This is a genomic window from Pseudomonas sp. PONIH3, assembly GCF_002934345.1.
GTDB classification, from domain to species: domain Bacteria; phylum Pseudomonadota; class Gammaproteobacteria; order Pseudomonadales; family Pseudomonadaceae; genus Aquipseudomonas; species Aquipseudomonas soli.
On sequence record NZ_CP026386.1, the window covers coordinates 5292069 to 5317442 of the forward strand.

General features: G+C 66.2%; 26 protein-coding genes and 1 riboswitch. Of the genes, 21 read left to right on the top strand and 5 right to left on the bottom strand.

The genetic code is table 11. The features are described 5' to 3' along the window. The 6 genes from C3F42_RS24500 (at position 1) to C3F42_RS24525 (ending at position 7615) form a co-directional block, all read left to right on the top strand. Positions 1-1401, top strand: coding sequence for a sensor histidine kinase (locus tag C3F42_RS24500; protein WP_104445018.1), 1401 nt, complete (start codon positions 1-3; stop codon positions 1399-1401). Positions 1402-1495: 94 nt separating this feature from the next. After that, positions 1496-2395 (top strand): cysteine synthase CysM, encoded by a 900-nt coding sequence (cysM, locus tag C3F42_RS24505; RefSeq protein ID WP_023631413.1) that lies wholly within the window; start codon positions 1496-1498, stop codon positions 2393-2395. Then, positions 2395-3753 (top strand): 23S rRNA (uracil(1939)-C(5))-methyltransferase RlmD, encoded by a 1359-nt coding sequence (gene rlmD / locus C3F42_RS24510; RefSeq protein WP_104445019.1) that lies wholly within the window; start codon positions 2395-2397, stop codon positions 3751-3753. Before cysM ends, rlmD begins: the two co-directional genes overlap by 1 nt. 99 nt (positions 3754-3852) lie before the next feature. Further along, complete coding sequence (gene relA / locus C3F42_RS24515) at positions 3853-6093, top strand: GTP diphosphokinase (RefSeq protein WP_038706624.1); 2241 nt, start codon at positions 3853-3855, stop codon at positions 6091-6093. 122 nt (positions 6094-6215) lie between these two features. Then, positions 6216-7049, top strand: coding sequence for a nucleoside triphosphate pyrophosphohydrolase (gene mazG, locus C3F42_RS24520; RefSeq protein WP_023630168.1), 834 nt, complete (start codon positions 6216-6218; stop codon positions 7047-7049). Between the two features lie 26 nt (positions 7050-7075). Then, positions 7076-7615 (top strand): DUF2058 domain-containing protein, encoded by a 540-nt coding sequence (locus tag C3F42_RS24525; protein ID WP_023630169.1) that lies wholly within the window; start codon positions 7076-7078, stop codon positions 7613-7615. Positions 7616-7661: 46 nt separating this feature from the next. Here the strand turns inward: C3F42_RS24525 and C3F42_RS24530 are convergent, their stop codons facing one another. The 4 genes from C3F42_RS24530 to purM all read right to left on the bottom strand — a co-directional run bounded on the left by C3F42_RS24530 (position 7662) and on the right by purM (position 10524). Next, positions 7662-7844 (bottom strand): hypothetical protein, encoded by a 183-nt coding sequence (locus C3F42_RS24530; RefSeq protein WP_023630170.1) that lies wholly within the window; start codon positions 7842-7844, stop codon positions 7662-7664. Between the two features lie 249 nt (positions 7845-8093). Next, positions 8094-8804 (bottom strand): DUF3108 domain-containing protein, encoded by a 711-nt coding sequence (locus C3F42_RS24535; RefSeq protein WP_023630171.1) that lies wholly within the window; start codon positions 8802-8804, stop codon positions 8094-8096. Positions 8805-8812: 8 nt separating this feature from the next. Further along, positions 8813-9466, bottom strand: a complete 654-nt coding sequence (purN, locus tag C3F42_RS24540) for a phosphoribosylglycinamide formyltransferase (RefSeq protein WP_023630172.1) — start codon at positions 9464-9466, stop codon at positions 8813-8815. After that, positions 9466-10524 (bottom strand): phosphoribosylformylglycinamidine cyclo-ligase, encoded by a 1059-nt coding sequence (gene purM / locus C3F42_RS24545; protein WP_038706623.1) that lies wholly within the window; start codon positions 10522-10524, stop codon positions 9466-9468. The genes purN and purM overlap by 1 nt, the downstream gene beginning before the upstream one ends. Positions 10525-10866: 342 nt before the next feature. On the opposite strand from purM, the gene C3F42_RS24550 reads away from it, so the two are divergent. The 5 genes from C3F42_RS24550 (at position 10867) to C3F42_RS24570 (ending at position 15350) form a co-directional block, all read left to right on the top strand. Next, complete coding sequence (locus tag C3F42_RS24550) at positions 10867-11922, top strand: DUF2066 domain-containing protein (RefSeq protein WP_094011807.1); 1056 nt, start codon at positions 10867-10869, stop codon at positions 11920-11922. 12 nt (positions 11923-11934) lie between these two features. Further along, on the top strand, positions 11935-13008 hold the full coding sequence (locus C3F42_RS24555; protein ID WP_038706621.1) for an AI-2E family transporter: 1074 nt from the start codon (positions 11935-11937) through the stop codon (positions 13006-13008). A 197-nt stretch (positions 13009-13205) separates the two neighbouring features. Further along, positions 13206-13910 (top strand): DnaA regulatory inactivator Hda, encoded by a 705-nt coding sequence (gene hda, locus C3F42_RS24560; RefSeq protein WP_031314897.1) that lies wholly within the window; start codon positions 13206-13208, stop codon positions 13908-13910. Positions 13911-14035: 125 nt separating this feature from the next. Next, entirely contained in the window at positions 14036-14671 is a 636-nt protein-coding gene (locus C3F42_RS24565; RefSeq protein ID WP_031314898.1) for a C40 family peptidase, read from the top strand. A gap of 145 nt (positions 14672-14816) precedes the next feature. Beyond that, positions 14817-15350 (top strand): C40 family peptidase, encoded by a 534-nt coding sequence (locus tag C3F42_RS24570; RefSeq protein WP_104445020.1) that lies wholly within the window; start codon positions 14817-14819, stop codon positions 15348-15350. A gap of 63 nt (positions 15351-15413) precedes the next feature. Here C3F42_RS24570 and C3F42_RS24575 read toward each other — a convergent pair whose 3' ends face one another. Further along, positions 15414-15992 (bottom strand): hypothetical protein, encoded by a 579-nt coding sequence (locus C3F42_RS24575; protein WP_023630053.1) that lies wholly within the window; start codon positions 15990-15992, stop codon positions 15414-15416. A 149-nt stretch (positions 15993-16141) separates the two neighbouring features. Beyond that, a riboswitch (cobalamin riboswitch) is annotated at positions 16142-16360 on the top strand. 111 nt (positions 16361-16471) lie between these two features. Here C3F42_RS24575 and cobO point away from each other — a divergent pair. Genes cobO through C3F42_RS24625 form a run of 10 tightly spaced genes read left to right on the top strand, consistent with a single transcriptional unit; the run spans position 16472 to position 25237 of the window. Continuing rightward, positions 16472-17083 carry a cob(I)yrinic acid a,c-diamide adenosyltransferase gene (gene cobO / locus C3F42_RS24580; protein WP_046854540.1) on the top strand — a complete coding sequence of 204 codons (612 nt, stop codon included), beginning with the start codon at positions 16472-16474 and terminating at the stop codon, positions 17081-17083. Beyond that, complete coding sequence (locus C3F42_RS24585; RefSeq protein WP_104445021.1) at positions 17080-18375, top strand: cobyrinate a,c-diamide synthase; 1296 nt, start codon at positions 17080-17082, stop codon at positions 18373-18375. The genes cobO and C3F42_RS24585 overlap by 4 nt, the downstream gene beginning before the upstream one ends. Beyond that, the gene (gene bluB / locus C3F42_RS24590; protein ID WP_094011810.1) at positions 18372-19022 is read left to right on the top strand and encodes a 5,6-dimethylbenzimidazole synthase; all 651 of its coding nucleotides are present in this window, start codon (positions 18372-18374) and stop codon (positions 19020-19022) included. Before C3F42_RS24585 ends, bluB begins: the two co-directional genes overlap by 4 nt. Continuing rightward, positions 19019-19927: an adenosylcobinamide-phosphate synthase CbiB gene (gene cbiB, locus C3F42_RS24595; RefSeq protein WP_094011811.1), complete on the top strand. Its 909-nt coding sequence runs from the start codon at positions 19019-19021 to the stop codon at positions 19925-19927. The genes bluB and cbiB overlap by 4 nt, the downstream gene beginning before the upstream one ends. Continuing rightward, complete coding sequence (gene cobD / locus C3F42_RS24600) at positions 19920-20912, top strand: threonine-phosphate decarboxylase CobD (RefSeq protein WP_094011812.1); 993 nt, start codon at positions 19920-19922, stop codon at positions 20910-20912. Before cbiB ends, cobD begins: the two co-directional genes overlap by 8 nt. After that, positions 20909-22363: a cobyric acid synthase gene (locus tag C3F42_RS24605; RefSeq protein ID WP_094011813.1), complete on the top strand. Its 1455-nt coding sequence runs from the start codon at positions 20909-20911 to the stop codon at positions 22361-22363. Before cobD ends, C3F42_RS24605 begins: the two co-directional genes overlap by 4 nt. Before the next feature lies 1 nt (position 22364). Continuing rightward, positions 22365-22886, top strand: a complete 522-nt coding sequence (gene cobU / locus C3F42_RS24610; protein ID WP_023633119.1) for a bifunctional adenosylcobinamide kinase/adenosylcobinamide-phosphate guanylyltransferase — start codon at positions 22365-22367, stop codon at positions 22884-22886. After that, a complete protein-coding gene (cobT, locus tag C3F42_RS24615; RefSeq protein WP_104445022.1) occupies positions 22883-23938 on the top strand; it encodes a nicotinate-nucleotide--dimethylbenzimidazole phosphoribosyltransferase in 1056 nt (351 codons plus the stop codon). Before cobU ends, cobT begins: the two co-directional genes overlap by 4 nt. Next, positions 23935-24504 (top strand): alpha-ribazole phosphatase family protein, encoded by a 570-nt coding sequence (cobC, locus tag C3F42_RS24620; protein WP_094011816.1) that lies wholly within the window; start codon positions 23935-23937, stop codon positions 24502-24504. The genes cobT and cobC overlap by 4 nt, the downstream gene beginning before the upstream one ends. 1 nt (position 24505) lies before the next feature. Beyond that, positions 24506-25237, top strand: a complete 732-nt coding sequence (locus C3F42_RS24625; protein WP_038706612.1) for an adenosylcobinamide-GDP ribazoletransferase — start codon at positions 24506-24508, stop codon at positions 25235-25237. Positions 25238-25374: the final 137 nt, after the last annotated feature.

Here is a 25374-nt window from a genome sequence, read left to right on the forward strand (position 1 = left end):
GTGCTCGATCGCCATTCGCTGTTCTGGAAATTGGCCGTCCTGCTGGTGGGCTTCTGCCTGCTGATGATCGGCCTCAGCTACAGCTGGGGTCGCCATATGGAAACCCAGGACGCCTTCCTTTCCGAACCCGCGCGTCAGGTGCTGCGTGGTTACGCGGCCGAGGCGGAGCTGGCCTGGCGCAGGGACGGCGCTGATGGTGTCGATGCCTGGCTGGCCGAGATGCGTGGGCGCGAGCAAGGCTGGGCGGGGGTGCTCGATGGCGACCTGCAACCGTTGGGCAACGCCGATCTCACTGCCCGGCAGGCCCAGCGCCTGACCCGCCTGCGCGGCGTTGACTGGCCGATGAGCCGGCGCAGTATCGGCCAGCCCTGGTTGCGCCTGCCGTTCCCCGGCGCGCCGGAGCAGGGCATGCTGGTGATCGAGCTGCCGGAGCGCTTCAACCCGGGCCAGTACCGGTTGTTCTGGCGCATCGTCACCAACGGCATCATTCCTGGACTGTCTACCCTGCTGTTGTGCGTCGGCCTGTACCGCATGCTGATCGTGCCGCTCAACCAATTGCGTGAACAGGCCAGCGCCTGGCGCGCCGACCAACTGGCGGCGCGCCTGGATCCGCGCACCACCCGGCGCAAGGACGAGCTGGGCGAACTGGCCAGGGCCTTCGACCAGATGGCCGAGCGCCTGCAGGGCACCGTGGCCTTGCAGCAGCAGTTGCTGCGCGACCTGTCCCACGAGATGCGCACGCCGCTCAGCCGCCTGCGCGTGGCCTGCGACGGCGAAACCGACCTGCAGCGCCTGCGCGAACGCCTGCACCGCGAGGTGGACGGCATGCAGCAACTGGTCGAGGACACTTTGCAACTGGCCTGGCAGGACGCCGAGCGCGCCCCGGTGAACCTGGAACCGATCCAGGTGCCGGCGCTGTGGGACCTGCTCAGCGAGAATGCCTGTTACGAAAGCGGCTGGGCACCTGGGCAGTTGCGCTGTGCGTTGCCGGCGGACTGCTGGGTGCGGGGCAGCCTCAACGACCTTGCCCAGGCGCTGGAGAACATGCTGCGCAACGCCATCCGTCACTCGCCGGAGGCGGGTGTGGTGCGCCTGGGCGGCTGGCGTGAAGGCGGGTATTGGCGTATCGACCTGGAGGATGACGGCGGTGGCGTGGCCGAGGAAGACCTTGAGCGGATCTTCGCGCCGTTTTCCCGGTTGGACGGGGCGCGGCCCGGGGACGGTGGCTTCGGCTTGGGCTTGAGCATTGCCCGCAATGCGATCCGCCGCCAGGGTGGGCTGGTGTGGGCGGTCAATGGCGAGCGTGGCCTGCGCCTGTGCATGCGCCTGCCTGCCCATGAAGCGGGGCCGTCGGTAGGTCCGGCGCGGACAAGCCCGGTGCCAGGGAACAATTGCTTATAGCTACCCGCTATAACCACCGACAATTGCGTGATATGGCCGCGCCGGGTTTGCCGGTATGATAGGCGCCCCTGCCGTCCGGATTGCGAAAACGCCCATGACCCTGCAGTACCCAACCATCGCCGACTGCGTCGGCCATACGCCGCTGGTTCGCCTGCAGCGCATCGCCGGGAACACCAGCAATACCTTGCTGCTCAAGCTCGAAGGCAACAACCCGGCAGGTTCGGTCAAGGACCGCCCGGCGTTGTCGATGATCACCCGTGCCGAACTGCGTGGCCAGATCAAGCCCGGCGACACTCTCATCGAAGCCACCTCCGGCAATACCGGCATTGCCCTGGCCATGGCCGCAGCGATCAAGGGCTACAAGATGATCCTGATCATGCCGGACAACTCCACCGCCGAACGCAAGGCGGCCATGACCGCCTATGGCGCCGAGCTGATCCTGGTGACCAAGGAAGAGGGCATGGAAGGCGCCCGCGATCTCGCGGAAAAACTGCAGGCCGAAGGCCGTGGGCTGGTGCTTGACCAGTTCGCCAACGGCGACAACCCGATCGCGCACTACAACAGCACGGGCCCGGAGATCTGGCAGCAGACCCAGGGCACGATCACCCACTTCGTCAGCTCCATGGGCACGACCGGCACCATCATGGGTTGTTCGCAATACCTCAAGGAGCAGAACCCGGCGGTGCAGATCGTTGGCCTGCAGCCGATGGAAGGCTCGGCCATTCCGGGCATTCGCCGTTGGCCCCACGAGTACCTGCCGAAGATCTTCGACGCCACCCGGGTCGACCGCGTGGTCGACATGTCCCAGCAGGAGGCCGAGGAAACCACCCGTCGCCTGGCCCGCGAAGAGGGCATTTTCTGTGGCGTATCCTCCGGCGGGGCGGTGGCGGCGATGTTGCGTCTGTCCCGTGAAGTCGAGAACGCGGTGATGGTCGCCATCATCTGCGACCGCGGCGACCGTTACCTTTCCACCGGCCTGTTCGATCCGACCTGATGTCCAGAAAGAAAAGCAATACCGGCCTGCGTTTTCAGCCGGCCGGCGGCAACCGTGCCGCACAAGTGCCGGTGGGCAAGAAGCAGCGCTTGCTGATCGAGCGCGTGGCCGGTGACGGCCGTGGCATCGCCTTCAGCGAGGGTCGTACCTGGTTCGTCAGCGGCGCGCTGGGCGGCGAAGACGTCGAGGCGCGGGTGCTTGCCGCACGCGGCAAGGTGGTCGAGGCGCGCCTGGAACGCTTGTTCCAGGCCAGCGCCGAGCGCCGCGAAGCGCCCTGCCGTCACTACGCCCGCTGTGGCGGCTGCAACCTTCAGCACCTACCCCATGACGGCCAGCTGGCGCTCAAGCAGCGCCTGCTCGCTGAGCAGTTGCAGCGGGTGGCCGGCGTGCAGCCCGAAGAGTGGGCTGTTCCCTTGTGCGGACCGGAATTCGGCTACCGTCGCCGGGCGCGGGTAGCGGTACGCTGGGACACCAAGGCGCGTCAGCTGGAGGTCGGTTTCCGCGCCGAGGCCAGCCAGGACATCGTTGCCATCGACGACTGCGCGGTGCTGGTACAGCCCTTGCAGGCGATCATGCGCCACCTGCCGACCGTGTTGCGCAGCTTGAGCAAGCCGCAGGTGTTGGGGCATGTGGAGCTGTTCAGTGGTACCGCGGAGGCAGTGATGGTCCGGCATGTGGCGCCCTTGCCAAGTGAAGACCTGGCGCGGCTCGAGGCATTCTGCCGCGAGGCCGGCGCCCAGTTATGGCTGCAGGGCGAGGGCGAGCCGGCGCCAGTAGACGCCGCGGCGCAACTGGGCTTTGCTTTGGAGCCCTGGGGCCTGGAGCTGGCCTGGCGGCCGGGGGATTTCGTCCAGGTCAATGCCCAGGTCAACACCTCGATGATCCAGCAGGCTTTGACCTGGCTGGCGCCCCAGGCGCATGAGCGGGTCCTGGACCTGTTCTGCGGCCTGGGCAACTTTGCCTTGCCACTGGCCCGCCAGGCGCGCGAGGTGGTGGCGGTGGAAGGCGTGCAGGCCATGGTCAGCCGTGCCGAGGCCAACGCCCACGCCAACAATGTGCATAACGCACGGTTTTTTCAGGCCGATTTATCGCAGCCTTTGGCAGGCGCTGGATGGGGTACCGAGGGCTTTTCTGCGGTACTCTTGGATCCACCGCGCGACGGGGCTTTCGAGGTAGTGCAGGGCCTCGCCCGGCTGGGTGCGAAACGGCTGGTCTATGTATCGTGCAACCCCGCCACGCTGGCGCGTGATACGCAAGTGCTGGTCGGGCAGGGGTACCGGTTAAAAAGGGCCGGGATTCTCGACATGTTTCCTCAGACGGCGCATGTCGAAGCCATGGCGTTATTCGAAGCGGGCTAGCCGGGCTGGCCCTCTTGGTGCGGCCATCAGGGATTGAGGGACGCACAGGTGATAGCCAGTGCACCCGCGTGGTGCGCTGTATGGAAAGGTAAAGCAAAGATGGTACAGGTGAGAGTGCACCAGCCGGTCAACAACGACGGCAGTATCAATCTCGAAGCATGGCTCGATCATGTGGTGAGCGTCGATTCGCAACTCGATCGCCCGGGGTTGAAGGAGGCCTGCGAGTTTGCCCACGAGGTCGAGAAGAAAGGCAACCCTGCCAAGCATTCCTGGGCCGATGGCACGTCCAGTTTCCAGGCGGGGCTCGAGATCGCCGAAATCCTCGCCGACCTCAAGCTCGACCAGGATTCCCTGGTGGCGGCTGTCATCTACCGTTCGGTGCGCGAAGGCAAGGTGACCTTGGCCGAGGTCGGCCAGCGCTTCGGGCCGGTGGTGTCCAAGCTGATCGACGGCGTACTGCGCATGGCGGCCATCAGTGCCAGCCTCAGCCCGCGCCAGTCGCTGGTGCTCGGCTCCCAGGCGCAGGTCGAGAACCTGCGCAAGATGCTGGTGGCGATGGTCGACGATGTACGCGTGGCGCTGATCAAGCTGGCCGAGCGTACTTGTGCCATTCGGGCGGTCAAGGCGGCCGATGACGAGAAGCGCCTGCGTGTGGCGCGCGAGGTGTTCGATATCTATGCGCCGCTGGCGCACCGCCTGGGTATCGGCCATATCAAGTGGGAACTCGAGGACCTGTCGTTCCGCTACCTCGAGCCCGACCAGTACAAGCAGATCGCCAAGTTGCTGCACGAGCGCCGGCTGGACCGCGAGCGCTTCATCAGCGACGTGATGAACCAGTTGCAGAACGAGCTGCTGGCCACCGGCGTCAACGCCGATATCAGTGGCCGGGCGAAACACATCTATTCGATCTGGCGCAAGATGCAGCGCAAGGGCCTGGAGTTCAGCCAGATCTACGACGTGCGCGCGGTGCGCGTGCTGGTGCCGGAAGTGCGTGACTGCTACACCGCGCTGGGCATCGTGCACACCCTGTGGCGGCACATTCCGAAAGAGTTCGACGATTACATCGCCAACCCCAAGGAAAACGGCTATCGCTCCCTGCACACCGCGGTGATCGGCCCCGAGGGCAAGGTGCTCGAGGTGCAGATCCGCACCCATGGCATGCACGAGGAAGCCGAGCTGGGTGTCTGCGCCCACTGGCGCTACAAGGGCACCGATGTCAAGCCCAGCTCGAACCACTACGAAGAGAAGATCTCCTGGTTGCGCCAGGTGCTGGAGTGGCACGAGGAACTGGGCGACATCGGCGGCCTGGCCGAACAGCTGCGCGTCGATATCGAGCCGGATCGCGTCTACGTGTTCACCCCCGACGGCCACGCCATCGACCTGCCCAAGGGCTCGACGCCGCTGGACTTTGCCTATCGGGTACACACCGAGATCGGCCACAACTGTCGCGGCGCCAAGATCAACGGGCGCATCGTGCCGCTGAACTACAGCCTGCAGACCGGCGAGCAGGTGGAGATCATCACCAGCAAGCACGGCAGCCCGAGCCGCGACTGGCTGAACTCCAACCTGGGCTACGTGACCACTTCGCGGGCCCGGGCCAAGATTGTCCATTGGTTCAAGCTGCAGGCTCGCGACCAGAACGTCGCCGCCGGCAAGACCCTGCTCGAACGCGAGCTGTCGCGCCTGGGCCTGCCGCAGGTGGACTTCGAGCGCCTGGCCGAGAAGGCCAACGTCAAGACCGCCGAGGACATGTTCGCCGCCCTCGGTGCCGGCGACCTGCGCCTGGCGCATATGGTCAACGCCGCCCAGCAGTTGCTCGAACCCGAGCGCCTGGAGCCGGTTGAGCTGATCCCGCGCCAGGCGCGGGGCATCCGTTCGGGCAAGCGCAACGACATCCAGATCCAGGGCGTCGGCAACCTGCTCACGCAGATGGCCGGCTGCTGCCAGCCGCTGCCGGGCGATGCCATCGTCGGCTACATCACCCAGGGCCGTGGCGTGAGCATTCACCGCCAGGACTGCGCCTCGGTGCTGCAGTTGGCGGGCAAGGAGCCGGAGCGCATGATCCAGGTCAGCTGGGGACCGATCCCGGTGCAGACCTACCCGGTCGACATCATCATCCGTGCCTACGACCGCCCGGGTTTGCTACGCGACGTTTCGCAGGTGCTGCTCAACGAGAAGATCAACGTGCTGGCGGTAAACACCCGCTCGAACAAGGAAGACAACACCGCCTTGATGTCGCTGACCATCGAGATCCCTGGCCTGGACGCCCTGGGGCGCTTGCTCGGCAGGATCTCGCAGTTGCCCAACATCATCGAGACGCGGCGTAACCGTACCCCTTGAGACAGAACGGGGCCGCTGTGCGGCCCATCGCTGGCAAGCCAGCTCCCACAGGTACGGCATAACCCTGTGGGCGCCGGCTTGTCGGCGATCGAGGGCAAGGCCCTCGCTGAGGAAAGATATTCATGACCTACACCCTCGACGACCTGCTGCACCTGATGGCCCGCCTGCGTGACCCGCAATACGGTTGCCCCTGGGACCTCAAGCAGGACTACGCCAGCATCGTCCCGCACACGATCGAAGAGGCCTACGAAGTGGCCGACACCATCGAGCGCGGCGACTTCGAGCACCTGCAGGGCGAGCTGGGCGACCTGCTGTTCCAGGTGGTCTACTACAGCCAGCTGGCAAGGGAAGAAGGGCGTTTCGAGTTCGACGGCGTGGTCGATGCGATCACCCGCAAGCTCATCCGCCGCCACCCCCATGTATTCCCCACCGGCGAGCTCTATGCGCCGCTGGACACCCCCATGCTGGACGAGGCCCAGGTCAAGTCGCGCTGGGAAGAGATCAAGGCCGAGGAGCGCGCCGAGAAGAGCGAGCCTGAACAGCTCTCGCTGCTCGACGACGTGCCGGCGGCCTTGCCTGCGCTGTCACGGGCGGCCAAGCTGCAGAAGCGCGCCGCCACGGTCGGCTTCGACTGGCCGGACGCGCTGCCGGTGCTGGACAAGGTCCGTGAAGAGCTCGACGAAGTGCTGCAGGCCATGGCCGATGGCGACAGCGATGCGCTGGAAGATGAGCTGGGCGACCTGTTGTTCGCCACCGTCAACCTGGCCCGCCACCTGCGCCACGACCCGGAAAACGCCCTGCGCCGCGCCAATCGCAAGTTCGAGCGGCGCTTCCGATTCATCGAACAGGCATTGCGCGAGCAGGGCCTGAACATCCAAGATCGTACCCTCGACGAGCTGGACGCCCTGTGGGGCGAGGCCAAGCGTCAGGAAAAGAACCTGCCCAGCTGCGGCTGAGCTGATGCATAAGTGAGTGAACTTCCATGAGCCTTTCCCTTCGCGACCAATTGCTCAAAGCCGGTCTGGTCAACCAGAAACAGGTTTCTCAGACCAACAAGGCCGAGAAAAAACAGAAACGCCTGGAGCACAAAGGCCAGGTCGAGGTGGACGACAGCCAGCAGCGCCTGGCCAAGGAAGCCCAGGCCGAGAAGGCCCGAAAAGACCAGGAGCTGAACCGCCAGGTCCAGGAGAAGGCCGAGCAGAAGGCCCGTGCCGCGCAGATCAAGCAGTTGATCGAGGCGACCCGCCTGCCCAAGCTGAATACCGAGGACTACTACAACTTCGTCGATGACAAGAAGGTCAAGCGCATCGCCGTCAACGCCCTGATGCGCAGCAAGCTGAGCAACGGCGCGCTGGCGGTCGTCGCCCATGGCGGTGGCTACGAAGTGATTCCACGCGAGGCGGCGGTGAAGATCCAGGAGCGCGACCCCAAGCGCATCCTGCTGCTCAACACCCATGTCGAGGAGGCGGACGAGGACGACCCGTACGCAGCCTACAAGATCCCTGACGATCTGATGTGGTAAGCATGAAAAACCCCGCCTAGGCGGGGTTTTTCGTTTGAAGAGGGTGTTATTGCGACGGTCGCTGGTTCTCTAGGTATTCCAGCTCCATGCGGTATTGCTGGGCCTGGTGCTCATCATGGAACATGCCGACCAGTTGGCCCTGTTGATGCACATCCCAGATCCGCACACCAGCGGCCAGGCCTTCGTGGGACATTTTCGATTCGTCGCGTTCGGTTACTTGGACTGTCATCGTTAAACTCCACTGCTTCAGTTGGCTGCGACAGCGTGTCGCACACCCTCTTTATAGAGTTTGTTAGCAGGCTAAGTAAATAAAACAGCGATGAAACAAGTTTCATGAAGAGGCCAGTCGCGGGGCAAGCCCGCTTCCACGAATCGAACACAAATACGTGCGGGCTTGGCCCGCGATTGGGCGGTGCAGGCACTCACCGAAAAAGAAGCCCCGCACAAGGCGGGGCTTCGGGTATTGCAGGCAGCGCCATCAGTTACCCTTGACCGCCTTGCCGTCTACCGTGCCATCCTGCAGCACGATCACGTATTCCTTGCCATCGGTCTCGACCTGGCGCAGTTGCACCAGCAGGTAATCCCAGTCCTTGGCGAACCATAGCTCGGTGATGCGCTTGCTCTGGCTAGGATCGCGCACGCGCTCGACCTTGACCGCATCGACCTGGCCGGTCTTGGTGGCCACTTTCTCGGTGCCCAGCACGCGGAAGTCGTAGGTGTCGATCTCGTCACCGTCGACCACCTGGTAGGTCATGCTTTTCTTGCCGGCGGCCACGTCATGCTGCAGCGCCAGTTGATAGGACGACTTGTCCAGCACGCCGCGGTTGAGCGGCAGGCTGATCGCGTCGCCACGGTCGCTGCCGGTCACCTTCTTGCCGGTCCAGTCGAAGGTGAGGTCGACTTTCTTCGCCTTGCCCAAGCCGCCACGCTCGAAGTGGTACTTCTGCGGCAGCAGGGTGTCATTGTCGAGCTTGAGGGTGCTTTGCTCGGTCAGGCTGGCGATCATCATGGAGGCCTTGAAATTAAGGTCCCAGGTACCGTTGGCGTTCTTCACCAGGCTGCGCTCGGCAGTGCCGCTCATGGGCAGCTGCTTCCAGTCGGCGGTGTAGCTGGCCGCGAAAGGCTTCAGATCAGCTGCCTGGAGGGGCAGGGCGAGCACGGCGAGAGCCAAGAGCAGGGCGCGACGCATAAATTCTCCTAGGATCGAATCAAGTGACCGCTGGCCGCCAGCGGCTGGCCATCCAGTAATGCACCGTGCTCGCCCAGACGCAAGCGTCCTTCGGCGAACCAGCGCACCGCCAGCGGGTAGATCTGGTGTTCCTGCAGGTGCACGCGCTCGGCGAGCGTCTGCTCGGTGTCGTCCGTTGCAACCGGCACCACAGCCTGTACGACCAAAGGCCCGCCATCGAGTTCCTCGGTGACGAAGTGCACGCTGCAGCCGTGCTCGGCATCGCCAGCCTCCAGCGCGCGCTGGTGGGTGTGCAGCCCTTTATACTTGGGCAACAGTGACGGATGTATGTTGAGCAAGCGGCCTTGATAGTGGCGCACGAAGCCGCCACTCAAGATGCGCATGAAACCGGCCAGCACCACCAGGTCGGGGGCGAAGCCGTCGATCAGCGCCATCAGCGCCGCATCGAAGGCTTCGCGACCGTCGAAGCCGGTGTGCGCGAGCACCGCGGTGTCGATACCGGCGGCCTTGGCGCGTTCCAGGCCGTAGGCATCGGCGCGGTTGGAAATTACCGCGCGGATGCGTACCGGGCTGTCACTGGCGCTGTTGCTGTCGATCAGCGCTTGCAGGTTGCTGCCGGAGCCCGACAGCAGTACCACGACGTTGCAGGTCTTGCCCGGCATCAGTGTGCCTTGAGGTTCTTGAGCTCGACCTGGGCGGCGCCTTCGGCGGCTTCGGCGATCTGGCCGATGACCCACGGCTGCTCGCCGGCGGCGCGCAGCACGTTCAGGGCGTTGTCGACCTGGTCCTGGGCCACGCAGATGACCATGCCCACGCCGCAGTTCAGCACGCGGTGCATTTCATGTTCGTCGACGTTGCCTTTTTCCTGCAGGAAGTCGAACACCACCGGGCGCTGCCAGCTGGCCACGTCGACCACGGCCTGGGCGCCTTTTGGCAGTACGCGCGGGATGTTGTCCAGCAGGCCGCCGCCGGTGATGTGGGCCATGGCCTTGACCGCGCCGGTCTGTTTGATCAGCTGCAGCAGGGGCTTGACGTATATGCGGGTCGGCGCCATCAGCAGGTCGGCCAGCGGCTTGCCATCGAGCTGGGTGTTGTCGATGTCGGTGCCGGACACTTCGAGGATCTTGCGGATCAGCGAGTAGCCGTTGGAGTGCGGGCCGGAGGATGGCAGGGCGATCAGGGCGTCGCCGGTGACCACTTTCGAGCCGTCGATGATCTCGGCCTTTTCCACCACGCCGACGCAGAAGCCGGCCAGGTCGTAGTCTTCGCCTTCGTACATGCCTGGCATCTCGGCGGTTTCACCACCGACCAGCGAGCAGCCGGCCAGTTCGCAACCGGCGCCGATGCCGGTGACCACGGTGGCGGCCACGTCGACGTTGAGCTTGCCGGTGGCGTAGTAGTCGAGGAAGAACAGCGGCTCGGCGCCGCACACCACCAGGTCGTTGACGCACATGGCGACCAGGTCCTGGCCGATGCTGTCGTGCTTGTTCAGGTTCAGCGCCAGGCGCAGCTTGGTGCCGACGCCGTCGGTGCCGGAGACCAGCACCGGCTGCTTGTAGCCGGCCGGGATCTCGCAGAGGGCGCCGAAGCCGCCCAGGCCACCCATGACTTCAGGGCGTGCGGTGCGCTTGGCGACGCCCTTGATGCGTTCGACCAGTGCTTCGCCGGCGTCGATGTCTACACCGGCGTCTTTGTAGCTCAGGGAGGGTTGCTTGCTCATTGATCCAGGCCTTTAGGAGGGAGGGATTCAGAAAAACGACCGGGACGGCCAAGGCCACTTTCAGAAACGGCGGCTGCCTGTACGTCACTGGTCTGCGAAGGCGCGCGATTTTATCAGGGTTGCCCCAAGGCGGCCATCCTCAGGCCGACGGGCAGGCGGGAAATCTGGGCAAAAAACGCTGTTTCACCCTGTGCGACTGGTTGCCGCGTCGGCGCCTGTATAAGGTATAGGCATGGCGACGCGCGCAAAGGCGTGGCGCGGCGGAGCATTTTCCGGCGTGGCGCGGTCACAGCCCACAGGCAAGGGCGCGTCGCCCCAAGGTCATCTGGACAGGAATCCTCAATGCGTCTTCTCAATTTCCTTGCTGGCGCCTGCCTCGTCGTGGCCGGCACCCTCGCGCAGGCCGAAACCGTCTCGGGCCTGTATCAGGTTCGCGAGCCCGTCGAAGGGCAGGGCAGCGAGGCCCGCGCCCAGGCGACCGGCAAGGCGCTCGACACCCTGGTGTTGCGCCTGACCGGCGACCCCAAGGCCGCGCAGAACCCGGCACTGGCCGCGCTGCGCAAGGACCCGCAACAGATCATCAATCAGGTCGGTACCGAGGCAGGCCCACCGGAGTCGGTGCTGGTCGAGTTCGACCCCGGCAGCACCGAGCGCGCCCTGCGCCAGGCGGGGCTGGCATTGTGGGGCAGCAACCGGCCGTCGGTCCTGGGCTGGTGGCTGAACGACAGTGTCGAGGGCAGCAGCCTGGTCGGCGATGGCCAGAGCGCCGCCGAGCCATTGCGTCGGGCAGCCCAGCATCGCGGCCTGCCCCTGCGCCTGCCATTGGCCGATCTGCAGGAGCAATTGGTGGCCAATGCCAAGCTGCTCGAGGGTAACGACCCCGCGCCGCTGCGCGAGGCGTCCGAGCGCTATGGTGCCGACGCCTTGCTGGCGGTGCACGCCCATGAGGCCGACGGCAAGTGGCAGGGCAAGTGGCAGTTGTGGCTGGGCGACAACCGCGAACAGGGCAACGCTGAAGGCAGCGACCAGGCGGCCCTGGCCGATGCGGTGCTGCTGGCAGTGAGCAACCGCCTGGCGCCGCGTTATGTCACGCGGCCCGGCGCCAGCAGCGACCTGCAGGTACAGGTGCAGGGGATGAACCTGCAGCGTTACGCCGAACTGAGCCGGGTGCTGGAACCTTATGGCGCCCGCTTGCAGATGGCAGAAGGCGACACCCTGACCTACCAGGTCAGCGGCAATCGCGAGCAATTGCGCGCCCAGCTGGGCCTGGCCAAGCTGCAGGAGCTGCCTGCCGAGCCAGCCGCCGCCACGCCTGCGCCGAGCGCGCAGGGCGATACCGGCACACCGCCGCCCACCACTGCCGCAACGCCGTTCGACGGCCTGCGCTTTCGCTGGTAAGGAGTGGCGCGAATGACTGACATGCGTCGTTGGATCTGGCTGGGCGCGGCCCTGGTGATCGCCGTGCTGCTGTACTTCCTGCACAACATCCTCTCACCGTTCCTGGTGGGCATCCTGCTGGCCTACCTGGCCGACCCGCTGGTCGATCGCCTGGAGCGCCTCGGGCTGTCGCGCACCTGGGGCGTGGTGGTGGTGTTCAGCCTGTTCACCCTGATCTTCCTGGCCCTGCTGCTGGTGCTGGTGCCGATGCTGGCCAAGCAACTGCTGCGCCTGTACGAGCTGGCGCCGCAAATGCTCGACTGGCTGCAGCACGTGGCGCTGCCCTGGGTGCAGAGCCGCCTGGGCCTGGCGGATGGCTTCTGGAAATTCGACAAGATCAAGGCCGCGATCGGCGAGCACATGGGCCAGACCACCGACATCGTCGGCGTGCTGTTGTCCCAGGCCACCGCCTCGAGCCTGGCGCTGATCGGCTGGCTGGCCAACCTGGTGCTGATCCCGGTGGTGGGCTTCTACCTGCTGCGCGATTGGGACCTGATGATGGCCAAGCTGCGCAGCCTGCTGCCGCGCCAGCGTGAGCCGCAGGTGGTGGGGTTGGCCGGCGAGTGCCACGAGGTGCTCGGGGCGTTCGTGCGCGGGCAGCTGCTGGTAATGCTGGCGTTGGGCGTCATCTATTCCTCGGGGCTGATGCTGGTGGGCCTGGAGTTGGGCCTGCTGATCGGCATGCTGGCGGGGCTGGCGGCGATCGTGCCGTACATGGGCTTCATCATTGGCATTGGCGCGGCGCTGGTCGCCGGGTTGTTCCAGTTCGGCGGCGACCTCTATCCCATGCTCGGTATCGTCGCGGTGTTCATGGTCGGGCAGGCGCTGGAGGGCATGGTGCTGACTCCACTGCTGGTGGGTGACCGCATCGGCCTGCATCCGGTGGCGGTGATCTTCGCGATCCTGGCTGGCGGCGAGCTGTTCGGCTTCACCGGGGTGCTGCTGGCGCTGCCGGTGGCGGCGGTGATCATGGTGCTGCTGCGCCATGTCCACGACCTGTACAAGGAATCGGACATGTACGCCGGGGAAGTGGACCCGGATCTGTGAGTGATCACGGGGCAAGCGCGCTCCCATGCCCGGAGTCTTGAACACTAGAGGGCGTGGCAGCGGGCTTGCTCCGCAACGCAACTGCTTGATTTTACTTGTGCTATTCCCCTGCCGGATTGTGCCGCCCGCGTTGCGGGTATAGACTTTGCACACTGTTCATCAAAGGCCCCCTGTGGTCCCCGCGACCGCCCGCGAGCATGAAACCGATCCAGTTGCCCCTGGGTGTGCGTCTGCGCGACGACGCCACCTTCATCAACTACTACCCCGGCGCCAATGCCGCGGCACTGGGCTATGTCGAGCGGCTCTGCGAAGCCGACGCCGGCTGGACCGAAAGCCTCATCTACCTGTGGGGCAAGCAGGGCGTGGGCCGTACCCACCTGTTGCAGGCCGCCACCCACCGCTTCCAGCAACTCGGCGAGCCCGCCGTGTACCTGCCCCTGGCGCAATTGCTCGAGCGTGGCGTCGAACTGCTCGACCATCTCGAGCAATACGAGCTGGTGTGCATCGATGACCTGCACGTGATCGCGGGCAAGGCCGACTGGGAAGAGGCCATGTTCCACCTGTTCAATCGCCTGCGCGACAGTGGCCGGCGCCTGCTGCTGGCAGCCTCCAGCTCGCCCCGGGAGTTGCCGATCAAGCTGGCCGACCTCAAGTCGCGGCTGACCCTGGCGCTGATCTTCCAGATGCGCGGGATGTCCGACGAGGACAAGCTGCGCGCCCTGCAACTGCGCGCCTCGCGCCGCGGCCTGCATCTGACCGACGAAGTCGGCCACTTCATCCTCACCCGTGGTACGCGCAGCATGAGCGCGCTGTTCGACCTGCTCGAGCGCCTCGATCAGGCCTCCTTGCAGGCCCAGCGCAAGCTGACCATTCCGTTCCTCAAGGAAACCCTCGGCTGGTAGCGCTGAAAACACGGTGCCAGAGCGTCGAATCAGAAAAGTCACATGTTTTTCGATAAAATTTGCAAATGGGTCCGATAGAAGGCATAGTTTCCCCCTTCTAAAGGACTACAGACACGGTCGTGCCCATGCTGAAGCGCTTCGCACCCCTCGTGCCACTTGCACTTGTCACCCTTCTTTACGGCTGTGCCTCCACTGGCCCGGTCGCGCCTTCGCAGGATCAACGCATGGCCACCGAGCAATCGGTCAAGGCCAAGGCCTCTGCCTCTTCCGTATTCACCGAGGAAGAGCTGGCCAGCGAAGATGACCTCGAGGCCTTCTCCAGCAACAGCAAGCCGTACCAGTTGCCCGTATTGGCCGACAGCATTCTCGAACGCGGCATGGCGCTGATCGGTACCCGCTACCGCTTCGGTGGCACCTCCGAGAAGTCCGGCTTCGACTGCAGCGGTTTCATCGGCTACCTGTTCCGCGAAGAGGCCGGCATGAACCTGCCGCGCTCGACCCGCGAGATGATCAACGTCGACGCACCGAAAGTCGCGCGCAACAAGCTCAAGCCCGGCGACCTGCTGTTCTTCAGCACCAACGGTCGTGGTCGCGTCAGCCACGCTGGCATCTACCTGGGTGACAACCAGTTCATCCATTCCAGCAGCCGCCGCAGCGGTGGCGTGCGCATCGACAGCCTTGGCGATCGCTACTGGAGCAAGACCTTCATCGAGGCCAAGCGCGCGCTCGCCATGGCGCCGACCACGATCTCGCGCAATTGAATTGATATCAAAATGCTGTACCCTGCCACGGCGGCGTAGCTGAAAAGCTCGCCGCCGTGCGCATTTACAGAAAGCGTCTAATCTAAATTCTCAACTCTTTTTACCTTCGGCCATGGCCGGGGCTTCCCGACAGGACGTTTACATCATGGCGATGTTGGCGCGCTTCGCATTCCTCTCCCTCGTGGCCCTGCTCGCGGCCTGTTCCAGTCGTGCTCCCGCTCCGGCGACAATGCCCACGGCGCCGGTGGTGTTCAATTCGTCGCCGTCTTCGCCCGCGGCGGATGATGTGCTGTTTCGTGCCATCGGGCTGGTGGGCACGCCCTATCGCTGGGGCGGCAACACTCCAGACTCTGGTTTTGATTGCAGTGGCCTGATCAGCTACGTATATCGTGATGCCGCGGGTATCAGCCTGCCACGCACCACCCGCGACATGATCGTCATGCGTGCGCCGAACGTGGATATCAATGCGCTGCAGTCCGGCGATCTGGTGTTCTTTGCCACCAGTGGCGGCTCGCATGTCAGCCACGCCGGGATCTACGTGGGTGAGGGGCGTTTCGTCCATGCGCCCTCCACGGGGGGCACCGTGCGTCTGGACTACCTGTCGAACAGCTACTGGGCCAAGGCCTATCTTCAGGCCAAACGGGTGCTACCCCCTGAACATCTGGCGCAGAATCCCTGACTGCTGTTCGCTAGATAAGGACGCGGACAGCGTCTGGTTGTTCATTGGCCTGTGCCAGGGGCATCAAGCTTGCTTGAGCAGTAATGCCACGCCGGGATAGTACTGGCCCAATTCGTTGTGCAGTTTGCGGTAGCCATAGGGGAAGTACCAGGCGATCGCGCAAGCGGTGTGTTTCTGCAGGTCATCGACCAGGTCCTGGAGTTCCTCGGGGCTGGCATGCTGGCCGGCCTTCCACGGAGTGACGAACAGCGCCCCGGCCTTGAATTGGCTGGCGTAGGCGATCGTCTTGGCGTGGTTGGCGGTTTCCTGCAAGGCCGGGCCCATGTCGAGACGGGCCATGCGCGGCCAGCGTTGGCTGGTGTGCAGGTGGATCGACTCTTCGGCGCTGTTGATACTCAGGTCGCCGCGGGCCTCACGCTCGCCTTCGTCACGCTGTTTCTTGCTCGTGTACTGCTGCAGCGCCGTCAGCTCGGCCTGCCAGGCGGCCGCTGCGAGCAGTCCGGTGTTGGCGGCGGCGCCATGCCAATAGGGGGCTTCGTTGTCGCCCTGGAACTGGTTGAAGCGGTCGATGCAGTCGACCCAGCGTTCCAGGGCCGGGCGCAGGAATTCCAGGCGCGGGTTATTGATGATCAGGCCTTGCATGCTGCGCTCCTTGTCATTGTGATTGAGGCCAGCCGAAATGGTGGCTAAGTGATATCACCGCTTTGAGTGTGGCACAAGCTGGCGGATCGGCCATTGACCCAGGCCAGAACGGTCTTCGTTCGATTGACGCTCCCGGTGCAACCCTCTAACCTTCGCGGCGTGTTTCAGGTGCCCGGCGAACTGCGGTTCGGCAGGGTGAAACTGGGAAGCCGGTGAGCGCCAGCAGGCGCGAGTCCGGCGCTGCCCCCGCAACGGTAGGTGAGTAAAAGACGGCGCATGGCCACTGGGTACAGGTATCCGGGAAGGCGCGTCGTCCGGGCATGTCCCGCTCGCGAGCCCGGAGACCGGCCTGTCACTGCCAACGGCATCACGGAGGGTGATGTGCGGTGCGATGTGGCCTTGGGCCACGGCCCCTGCGCGTTCTCCGTCTGCCCGCCTTTTCCCTGTCGCCAACCGGCGACAGCCTGCGGAGACCCCTGATGAGCGAATCCACCGAACGCGACGAACGTCACCTGGCGCGCATGCTGCGCAAGAAGGCGATCATCGACGAGCGCATCGCCAATTCCCCCAACGAGTGCGGCCTGCTGCTGGTACTGACCGGCAATGGCAAGGGCAAGAGCAGTTCGGCCTTCGGCATGCTCGCCCGCGCCCTGGGCCATGGCATGCAATGCGGTGTGGTGCAGTTCATCAAGGGCCGCAACAGCACCGGCGAAGAGCTGTTCTTCCGCCGCTTCCCCGAGCAAGTGCGCTATCACGTGATGGGCGAGGGCTTCACTTGGGAGACCCAGGACCGCCAGCGCGACATCGCGGCCGCCGAAGCGGCCTGGGCGGTATCGCGCCAGTTGCTGCAGGATCCGTCGATCCAGTTCGTGGTGCTCGATGAGCTGAACATCGCCCTCAAGCATGGCTACCTCGACCTCGACCAGGTGCTGTCGGACATCCAGGCCCGCCCACCGATGCAGCATGTGATCGTCACCGGCCGTGCGGCCAAGCCCGAAATGATCGAACTGGCCGATACCGTCACCGAGATGGGCATGCTCAAGCACGCCTTCCAGGCCGGTATCCGCGCACAGAAGGGCGTCGAGCTGTGAGTGACTCGCGCCAATGCCCCGCCGTACTGATCGCGGCCCCGGCCTCGGGCCAGGGCAAGACCACGGTCACCGCTGCCCTGGCCCGCCTGCACCGCAACCTCGGGCGCAAGGTGCGGGTGTTCAAGTGCGGGCCTGACTTTCTCGACCCGATGATCCTCGAGCGTGCCAGTGGCGCGCCGGTCTACCAGCTGGACCTGTGGATGATCGGTGCCGAGGAGAGTCGTCGCCTGCTGTGGGAAGCGGCGGGCGAAGCCGACCTGATCCTGATCGAAGGCGTGATGGGGCTGTTCGACGGCACGCCGTCGAGCGCCGACCTGGCCCGCCATTTTGGCGTGCCGGTGCTGGCGGTGATCGATGGCACGGCCATGGCCCAGACCTTCGGCGCCCTGGCCCTGGGCCTGGCACGTTACCAGCCCGACCTGCCGTTTGCCGGGGTGCTGGCCAACCGGGTTGGCAGCCTGCGCCATGCGCAGTTGCTCGAAGGCAGCCTCACCGAAGGCCTGCGCTGGTACGGCGGGTTGTCCCGCGAGCGTGGCATCGAGCTGCCCAGCCGCCACCTCGGCCTGGTCCAGGCCAGTGAACTGAACGACCTGGATGCGCGCCTGGATGCCGCCGCCGAAGCGCTGGGTGCCAGCTGCGATGCCGCATTGCCGCCACCGGTCGGTTTTGCCCGACCTGAGCTGCTGGGCGTGACCACGCCGCTTGCCGGGGTGCGCATCGGGGTGGCCCACGACGAAGCCTTCGCCTTCACCTATGGGGCCAACCTGGATCTGCTGCGCAGCCTCGGCGCGCAGCTCGAATTCTTCTCGCCGTTGCATGATCGTGAGTTGCCTGATGTAGACAGCCTGTACCTGCCAGGCGGCTACCCGGAGCTGCACCATCAGGCCCTGGCCGCCAACGCACCGATGCTGGAGGCGATCCGAGGCCACCACGCCGAGGGCAAGCCGTTGCTGGCCGAATGTGGCGGCATGCTCTACCTGCTCGACGCACTGACCGATGTGGCCGGTGTGCGTGCGCCGTTGGCAGGCCTGCTGCCGGGCGAGGCGACCATGCAGAAGCGCCTGGCGGCCCTGGCCCTGCAGGCCGTCGAGTTGCCCGAAGGCACCCTGCGCGGCCACACCTATCACCATTCGCTGACCAGCACCGAGCTGCAACCGATAGCCCGGGGCCTGAGCCCCAACGGCGGCCGCGGCAACGAGGCGGTCTTCCGCCTGGGCCGGCTGACCGCTTCCTACGTGCACTTCTATTTTCCGTCCAACCCCGACGCGGCGGCGGCGCTGTTGCGACCATGAGCGAACACGCGTACAGCGCCGTTGAACGCGCGGCTATCTACCGGGCCATCGGTGAGCGCCGCGACATGCGCCATTTCGCCGGCGGCGAGGTGGCGCCCGAGTTGCTCGGGCGTCTGCTGGCCGCGGCTCACCAAGCCCCCAGCGTGGGCCTGATGCAGCCCTGGCGCTTCATTCGTATCAGCCAGCGCGGTTTGCGCGAACGTATCCAGGCTTTGGTGGAGGAAGAGCGGGTGCGCACCGCCGAAGCCCTGGGCGAACGCTCCGATGAGTTCATGAAGCTCAAGGTCGAAGGCATCAACGACTGCGCCGAGGTGCTGGTGGCAGCGCTGATGGACAAGCGCGAGGCGCATGTCTTCGGCCGTCGCACCCTGCCGGAGATGGACCTGGCTTCGCTGGCCTGCGCCATCCAGAACCTGTGGCTGGCGGCGCGGGCCGAAGGGCTGGGCATGGGCTGGGTGTCGCTGTTCGAGCCCCGGGCCTTGGCCGAGCTGCTGGGCATGCCCGCGGGCGCCAAGCCCATGGCGGTGCTGTGCCTGGGGCCGGTGACCGAATTCTACCCGGCGCCGATGCTGGTGCTGGAAGACTGGGCCGAGCAACGGCCGTTGAGTGACATGCTGTACGAGAACCAGTGGGGGGAATGTCCATGAGCGTGGCCTTGCTGACCGTGGCCGGCGTGGCCCTGGACGCACTGCTGGGTGAGCCGCGGCGGCGCCATCCCCTGGTCGGTTTCGGCAACCTTGCCGCGCGCCTGGAGCAGCGTTTCAACGCCGGTGGCCGGGGCTGGCGCAGCCACGGTGTCACGGCCTGGTTCCTGGCGGTGGTGCCGCTGACCTTGCTGGCGCTGATCCTTTCCTGGCTGCCTGTTATCGGCTGGCTGGTGGATGTGCTGGCGCTGTATTGCGCCCTGGGCCTGCGCAGCCTGGGCGAGCATGTGCTGCCGGTGGCCCAGGCGTTGCGCCAGGGCGACCTGGAGGAGGCGCGGCGGCGCGTCGGTTACCTGGTCAGCCGCGAAACCCGCGAGCTGGACGAGCCTGCCGTGGCCCGGGCGGCCACTGAGTCGGTGCTGGAGAACGGCAGCGATGCGGTATTCGCCGCGCTGTTCTGGTTCGTCGTGGCCGGGGCGCCGGGGGTGGTGCTGTATCGCCTGAGCAATACCCTGGATGCCATGTGGGGCTATCGCAACGAACGTTTCGAGCGCTTCGGCTGGTGCGCGGCACGCATCGACGATGGGCTGAACTATATTCCCGCCAGGCTGGTGGCGCTGACCTATGCGCTGCTGGGCAAGACCCGCCTGGCCCTGGCCTGCTGGCGCAAGCAGGCGCCGCTGTGGGACAGCCCCAACGCCGGCCCGGTGATGGCGGCGGGGGCCGGAGCCCTGGGCGTGGAGCTGGGCGGCCCGGCGGTGTACCACGGCGAGTTGCACGAACGCCCGCGCCTGGGCGAGGGGCCGATGGCCGACGCCGACGCCATCGAGCGTGGCTGGAACCTGGTACAGCGCGGCGTCTGGCTGTGGGTGCTATTGATCTGCGTGGGAGCCTACCTGAATGCTTGAGCACGGTGGCCGTCTGCTACGGGCGGTGAAACAGTACGCGATCCCTCGGCACCAGTGGCTCGACCTGTCCAGTGGTATCGCGCCCTGGCCCTACCCGATACCACCGATTCCCGTGGACGCCTGGGCTCGACTGCCCGAGACCGAGGACGGCCTGGAGGCGGCTGCACGGCGCTACTATGGCGCGCAGCCGCTGCTGGCGGTGGCCGGCTCGCAGGCGGCGATCCAGGCTTTGCCGTACCTGCGTTCGACCGCTCGGGTCGGGGTGCTGACGCCATGCTATGCCGAACATCCGCATGCCTGGGCGCGGGCGGGGCATGCGCTGGTCGAGCTGGATGAGGCCCAGGTCGAGGACGTACTCGACAGCCTGGATGTCCTGGTGCTGGTCAATCCCAACAACCCCACCGGTCGCCGTGTGCCCCGCGAACGCCTGCTGGCCTGGCATGCGCGTCTGGCTGCGCGGGGTGGCTGGTTGCTGGTGGACGAAGCCTTCATGGACAACACGCCGGCACACAGCGTGGTCGATCAGGCCGGACAACCCGGGCTGATCGTACTGCGCTCGTTCGGCAAGTTCTTCGGTCTGGCCGGCGTGCGGCTGGGCTTCGTCGTCGCCGAGGCGGATGTGTTGCGGCAACTGGCCGAGGCGCTCGGGCCCTGGACCGTCAGTGGCCCGACCCGCGTGCTGGGGCAGGCGTGCTTCGCCGACGAGGCGACGCACCTGGCGCAGATTGCCCGTTGCGCCCAGGCCAGCCAGCGTCTGGCCATGACGCTCGAAGGCGCTGGCCTGCCACCCAGTGGCGGTTGCGACCTGTTCCAGTACGTGCGTGACGAACGTGCCGCGCACCTGCATGACTATCTCGCTCGCCGGGGCATCCTGGTGCGGCTGTTCGAGCGGCCATCGGCGCTGCGTTTCGGCCTGCCCGCCACGGCGGCGGACGAACAACGTCTGGCCCAGGCTTTGGCGGACTACCACAAGGAATCGGCATGACCACCCTCATGGTGCAAGGCACCACCTCCGATGCCGGCAAGAGCACGCTGGTCACCGCCCTGTGCCGCTGGCTGCTGCGCCAGGGCATCGCCGTGGTGCCGTTCAAGCCACAGAACATGGCGCTCAACAGCGCCGTGACCGCCGACGGCGGTGAGATCGGTCGCGCCCAGGCGGTGCAGGCCCAGGCCTGCCGGCTGGCGCCGCACACCGATATGAACCCGGTGCTGCTCAAGCCCAACAGCGACACCGGCGCCCAGGTGATCGTCCATGGCCGGGCGGTGACCAGCATGAACGCCGTGGCCTATCACGACTACAAGACCATCGCCATGCGGGCGGTGTTGGCCTCCCATGAGCGCCTGAGCGAGGCCTATCCGGTGGTGATGGTCGAGGGCGCGGGCTCTCCGGCGGAGATCAACCTGCGGGCCGGCGATATCGCCAACATGGGCTTCGCCGAGGCCGTCGACTGCCCGGTGATCCTGGTGGCCGATATCAACCGGGGCGGCGTGTTCGCCCATCTGGTCGGCACCCTGGAGCTGCTGTCGGCGAGCGAGCAGGCGCGGGTCAAGGGCTTCGTCATCAACCGTTTCCGTGGCGACATCGCCTTGCTGCAGTCTGGCCTGGACTGGCTGGAGCAGCGCACCGGCAAGCCGGTGCTGGGCGTGCTGCCCTACGTCACCGACCTGCACCTGGAGGCCGAGGATGGTATCGATACGCGCCAGGGCGAAAAGAGTGAGCGCCTGCTGAAGGTGATCGTCCCGGTGTTGCCGCGCATCAGCAACCACACCGACTTCGATCCGCTGCGCCTGCACCCTCAGGTGGACCTGCAGTTCATCGGCCCCGGCCAGCCGATCCCGCCTGCCGACCTGATCATCCTGCCTGGCTCCAAGAGCGTGCGCGGCGACCTGGCGCAACTGCGCGAGCGCGGCTGGGACGCGGCCATCGCCCGGCACCTGCGTTATGGCGGCAAGCTCATCGGCATCTGCGGCGGCCTGCAGATGCTCGGCGAGCAGGTGCATGATCCCCTGGGCCTGGAAGGACCGGCCGGCTCCAGTGATGGTCTGGGCCTGCTGGCGTACAGCACCGTGCTGGAAGCCGAGAAGCAGTTGCGTAACGTGACGGGCACGCTCGATCTCGAGCAGGCCCCGGTGGCGGGGTATGAGATCCATGCCGGCGTCACCAGCGGGCTTGCGCTGGAGCGCCCCGCAGTGCAGCTGGCCGACGGCCGTGCCGATGGCGCGATCAGCGCCGACGGGCAGATCCTCGCCACCTACCTGCATGGCCTGTTCGAGGGTAGCCAGTCGTGCGCCGCGCTGCTGCGCTGGGCTGGGCTGGCCGACGCGCAGACCATCGACTACGAGGCCCTGCGCGAGCGCGATATCGAGCGCCTGGCCGATCTGGTCGAGCAGCACCTGGACACCGCGCGCCTGCGCGAACTGTGTGGAGTCGCCTGAAATGCACAGCCTGATCCTCGGCGGCGCCCGTTCGGGCAAGAGCCGCCTGGCCGAACAACTGGCCGAAGCCAGCGACCTGCCGGTGACCTATATCGCCACCAGCCAGCCGCTGGACGGCGAGATGAATGAACGCGTGCGCTTGCACCGCGAACGGCGTCCGGCCCATTGGGGGCTGGTGGAGGAGCCCGTGGCGCTGGCCGCCGTGCTGCACGCCGAAGCCGACGAAGGGCGCTGCTTGCTGGTGGACTGTCTGACCTTGTGGCTGACCAACCTGCTGATGCTCGAGGATGACCAGCGCCTGGCGCAGGAGCGCGACGCGCTGCTCGCCAGCCTGGCGCAACTGCCGGGCACGATCATCCTGGTCAGCAACGAAACCGGCCTGGGCGTGGTGCCCATGGGCGAACTGACCCGCCGTTATGTCGACCTGGCAGGCACGTTGCACCAGGCCGTGGCCGAACGCTGCCAGCGCGTGGTGCTGACCGTCGCCGGCCTCCCTCTCATGCTCAAAGGACCCGCCTTATGACCCCGATGTGGTGGCGTGACGCCTGCCAACCCCTTGACAGCGCCGCCATGGACCAGGCCCGCGCCCGTCAGCAACAGTTGACCAAGCCGGCCGGCTCCCTCGGCCAGCTCGAAGGCCTGGCGGTTCGCCTGGCTGGCTTGCAGGGGCGCGAGCGTCCCAGTCTGGAGCGGGTCGCCATCACCATCTTCGCCGGCGACCATGGCGTGGTGGAGGAGGGCATCTCCGCCTATCCGCAGGCGGTGACCGGGCAGATGCTGCGCAACTTCGTCGGCGGTGGCGCGGCGATCAGCGTGCTGGCGCGCGAGCTGGATGCCGAGCTGCAAGTGGTCGACCTCGGCACCATCGACGCCAACCTGGAGCTGCCTGGCGTGCATCACTTGCGCCTGGGGGCCGGAACCGCCAATTTCGCCCGCCAGCCCGCGATGACCGAGGGGCAACTGGCGGCGGCATTGCAGGCTGGTCGCGACAGCGCCTTGCGCGCCATCGACAAGGGCGCCCAACTGTTCATCGGCGGCGAAATGGGCATCGGCAATACCACTGCTGCGGCGGCCCTGGCCAGCACCCTGCTGGGCTGCGCGGCACATGAGCTCAGTGGCCCTGGCACTGGCCTGGACAGCGCAGGTGTACGCCACAAGGCCGAAGTGATCGAGCGCGCCCTGGTATTGCACGGTTTGCGCGCCGACCAACCGCTGCAGGCATTGGCCTGTGTCGGCGGCTTTGAAATCGCCGCGCTGGCAGGTGCGTACCTGGCCTGCGCCCAGCATGGCGTGGCGCTGCTGGTCGACGGCTTCATCTGCAGTGTCGCCGCCCTGGTGGCGGTGCGCCTCAACCCGCAATGCCGTCCGTGGCTGCTGTTTGCCCACCAAGGCGCCGAGCCAGGCCACAAGGCCCTGCTGGCGGCGCTGGAGGCCGAGCCGCTGCTGGCCCTGGGGCTGCGCCTGGGCGAGGGCAGTGGAGCGGCGCTGGCGGTGCCGCTGATGCGCCTGGCCTGCGCCCTGCACGGGCAGATGGCGACCTTTGCCGAGGCCGCGGTGGCGGATCGTCCGGCATGATCCTCGAGCTACTGCGCCATGGTGAGACCGAGCTCGGCGGCGGCCTGCGCGGCAGCCTCGACGATGCCCTTACCGAAAACGGCTGGGCGCAGATGCGTCAGGCCACCGTCGCTGCCGGCCCCTGGGATGTGCTGGTGAGCTCGCCGTTGCAGCGTTGCGCGGCGTTTGCCGAAGAGCTGGGGGCCCGGATCAACCTGCCGGTGCAGCGCGAGGCCGGTGTGCGCGAGCTGCATTTCGGCGACTGGGAAGGGCAGAGCGCCGCCCAGATCATGCAGGCCGACGCCGATGCCCTGGGACTGTTCTGGAGGGATCCTTATGCGTTCACCCCGCCTGCGGGCGAGCCAGTGCTGGTCTTTGCCGAACGGGTGCTGGCCACGCTCAAGCGCCTGCGCCGCGAGCATGCCGGCAAACGGGTGCTGGTGGTGACCCATGGTGGGGTGATGCGCTTGCTGCTGGCGCGTGCACGCGGCCTGCCACGTGAGCAACTGTTGCAGGTCGAGGTCGGCCATGGGGCGCTGGTACGCCTGGCCGTGGCACAAGACGGTCAGTTGCACGAGGTGCGCTGAGATGCTGCCGTTCTGGATTGCCCTGCAGTTTCTCAGCAGCCTGCCGGTGCGCCTGTCGGGTATGCCGACGCCACAGGAAATGGGGCGTTCGCTGCTGTTCTATCCCGTGGTGGGGCTGCTGTTCGGCTTGCTGCTGTGGCTGGCCAGCCAGCTGCTGGATGGCGTGGCGGCCCCTCTGCACGCGGCCTTGCTCCTGGCGCTGTGGGTGTTGCTCAGTGGCGCGCTGCACCTGGATGGCCTGGCCGACAGCGCCGATGCCTGGCTGGGTGGCTTCGGCGACCGCGAGCGCACCTTGCAGATCATGAAGGATCCGCGCAGCGGGCCGATCGCCGTGGTCACCCTGGTACTGGTGCTGTTGCTCAAGTTCTGTGCCCTGTGGGTACTGGTCGAGCGGGGGGCTGGCGGCCTGCTGGTGCTGGCACCGGTGGTCGGGCGCGCGGCGATGCTGGGGTTGTTCCTCGGTACGCCCTATGTGCGCCCCGGTGGGCTCGGGTCGGCACTGGCCGAGCATCTGCCGCGGCATGGCGCTATCTGGGTGTTGCTGGCCACTGTGGCACTCTGCGTGGTCATGGGCGGCTGGCCGGTGCTGGGGGTAATGCTGCTGGCACTGCTGGTGTTCGCCTGGCTGCGACGGTTGATGTGCAAGCGGTTGGGTGGGGCCACCGGGGATACCGCCGGGGCACTGCTCGAATTGCTGGAACTGGTGGTGGTGCTTGGCCTGGCGTTGCAATAGGCCGCCGGCCGGGTGATCTGGTCGAGTATGCCGATCTTGTACGGATGAAAAAGTGGCGGGCCCGCGGGCGGTTCGGGTCGCATGACCTGCCTGCACTCAAAGCCCGTCGACACCTGCTGCCTGGCCTCACTTCCTGA

What these genes read in the sequence shown, in the direction of transcription:
- cysM (WP_023631413.1), top strand. Translation starts at nt 1,496, where the DNA reads ATGACCCTGCAGTACCCAACCATCGCCGACTGCGTCGGCCATACGCCG.
- rlmD (WP_104445019.1), top strand. Translation starts at nt 2,395, where the DNA reads ATGTCCAGAAAGAAAAGCAATACCGGCCTGCGTTTTCAGCCGGCCGGC.
- relA (WP_038706624.1), top strand. Translation starts at nt 3,853, where the DNA reads ATGGTACAGGTGAGAGTGCACCAGCCGGTCAACAACGACGGCAGTATC.
- mazG (WP_023630168.1), top strand. Translation starts at nt 6,216, where the DNA reads ATGACCTACACCCTCGACGACCTGCTGCACCTGATGGCCCGCCTGCGT.
- C3F42_RS24525 (WP_023630169.1), top strand. Translation starts at nt 7,076, where the DNA reads ATGAGCCTTTCCCTTCGCGACCAATTGCTCAAAGCCGGTCTGGTCAAC.
- C3F42_RS24530 (WP_023630170.1), bottom strand. Translation starts at nt 7,844, where the DNA reads ATGACAGTCCAAGTAACCGAACGCGACGAATCGAAAATGTCCCACGAA.
- C3F42_RS24535 (WP_023630171.1), bottom strand. Translation starts at nt 8,804, where the DNA reads ATGCGTCGCGCCCTGCTCTTGGCTCTCGCCGTGCTCGCCCTGCCCCTC.
- purN (WP_023630172.1), bottom strand. Translation starts at nt 9,466, where the DNA reads ATGCCGGGCAAGACCTGCAACGTCGTGGTACTGCTGTCGGGCTCCGGC.
- purM (WP_038706623.1), bottom strand. Translation starts at nt 10,524, where the DNA reads ATGAGCAAGCAACCCTCCCTGAGCTACAAAGACGCCGGTGTAGACATC.
- C3F42_RS24550 (WP_094011807.1), top strand. Translation starts at nt 10,867, where the DNA reads ATGCGTCTTCTCAATTTCCTTGCTGGCGCCTGCCTCGTCGTGGCCGGC.
- C3F42_RS24555 (WP_038706621.1), top strand. Translation starts at nt 11,935, where the DNA reads ATGACTGACATGCGTCGTTGGATCTGGCTGGGCGCGGCCCTGGTGATC.
- hda (WP_031314897.1), top strand. Translation starts at nt 13,206, where the DNA reads ATGAAACCGATCCAGTTGCCCCTGGGTGTGCGTCTGCGCGACGACGCC.
- C3F42_RS24565 (WP_031314898.1), top strand. Translation starts at nt 14,036, where the DNA reads ATGCTGAAGCGCTTCGCACCCCTCGTGCCACTTGCACTTGTCACCCTT.
- C3F42_RS24570 (WP_104445020.1), top strand. Translation starts at nt 14,817, where the DNA reads ATGGCGATGTTGGCGCGCTTCGCATTCCTCTCCCTCGTGGCCCTGCTC.
- C3F42_RS24575 (WP_023630053.1), bottom strand. Translation starts at nt 15,992, where the DNA reads ATGCAAGGCCTGATCATCAATAACCCGCGCCTGGAATTCCTGCGCCCG.
- cobO (WP_046854540.1), top strand. Translation starts at nt 16,472, where the DNA reads ATGAGCGAATCCACCGAACGCGACGAACGTCACCTGGCGCGCATGCTG.
- bluB (WP_094011810.1), top strand. Translation starts at nt 18,372, where the DNA reads ATGAGCGAACACGCGTACAGCGCCGTTGAACGCGCGGCTATCTACCGG.
- cbiB (WP_094011811.1), top strand. Translation starts at nt 19,019, where the DNA reads ATGAGCGTGGCCTTGCTGACCGTGGCCGGCGTGGCCCTGGACGCACTG.
- cobD (WP_094011812.1), top strand. Translation starts at nt 19,920, where the DNA reads ATGCTTGAGCACGGTGGCCGTCTGCTACGGGCGGTGAAACAGTACGCG.
- C3F42_RS24605 (WP_094011813.1), top strand. Translation starts at nt 20,909, where the DNA reads ATGACCACCCTCATGGTGCAAGGCACCACCTCCGATGCCGGCAAGAGC.
- cobU (WP_023633119.1), top strand. Translation starts at nt 22,365, where the DNA reads ATGCACAGCCTGATCCTCGGCGGCGCCCGTTCGGGCAAGAGCCGCCTG.
- cobT (WP_104445022.1), top strand. Translation starts at nt 22,883, where the DNA reads ATGACCCCGATGTGGTGGCGTGACGCCTGCCAACCCCTTGACAGCGCC.
- cobC (WP_094011816.1), top strand. Translation starts at nt 23,935, where the DNA reads ATGATCCTCGAGCTACTGCGCCATGGTGAGACCGAGCTCGGCGGCGGC.
- C3F42_RS24625 (WP_038706612.1), top strand. Translation starts at nt 24,506, where the DNA reads ATGCTGCCGTTCTGGATTGCCCTGCAGTTTCTCAGCAGCCTGCCGGTG.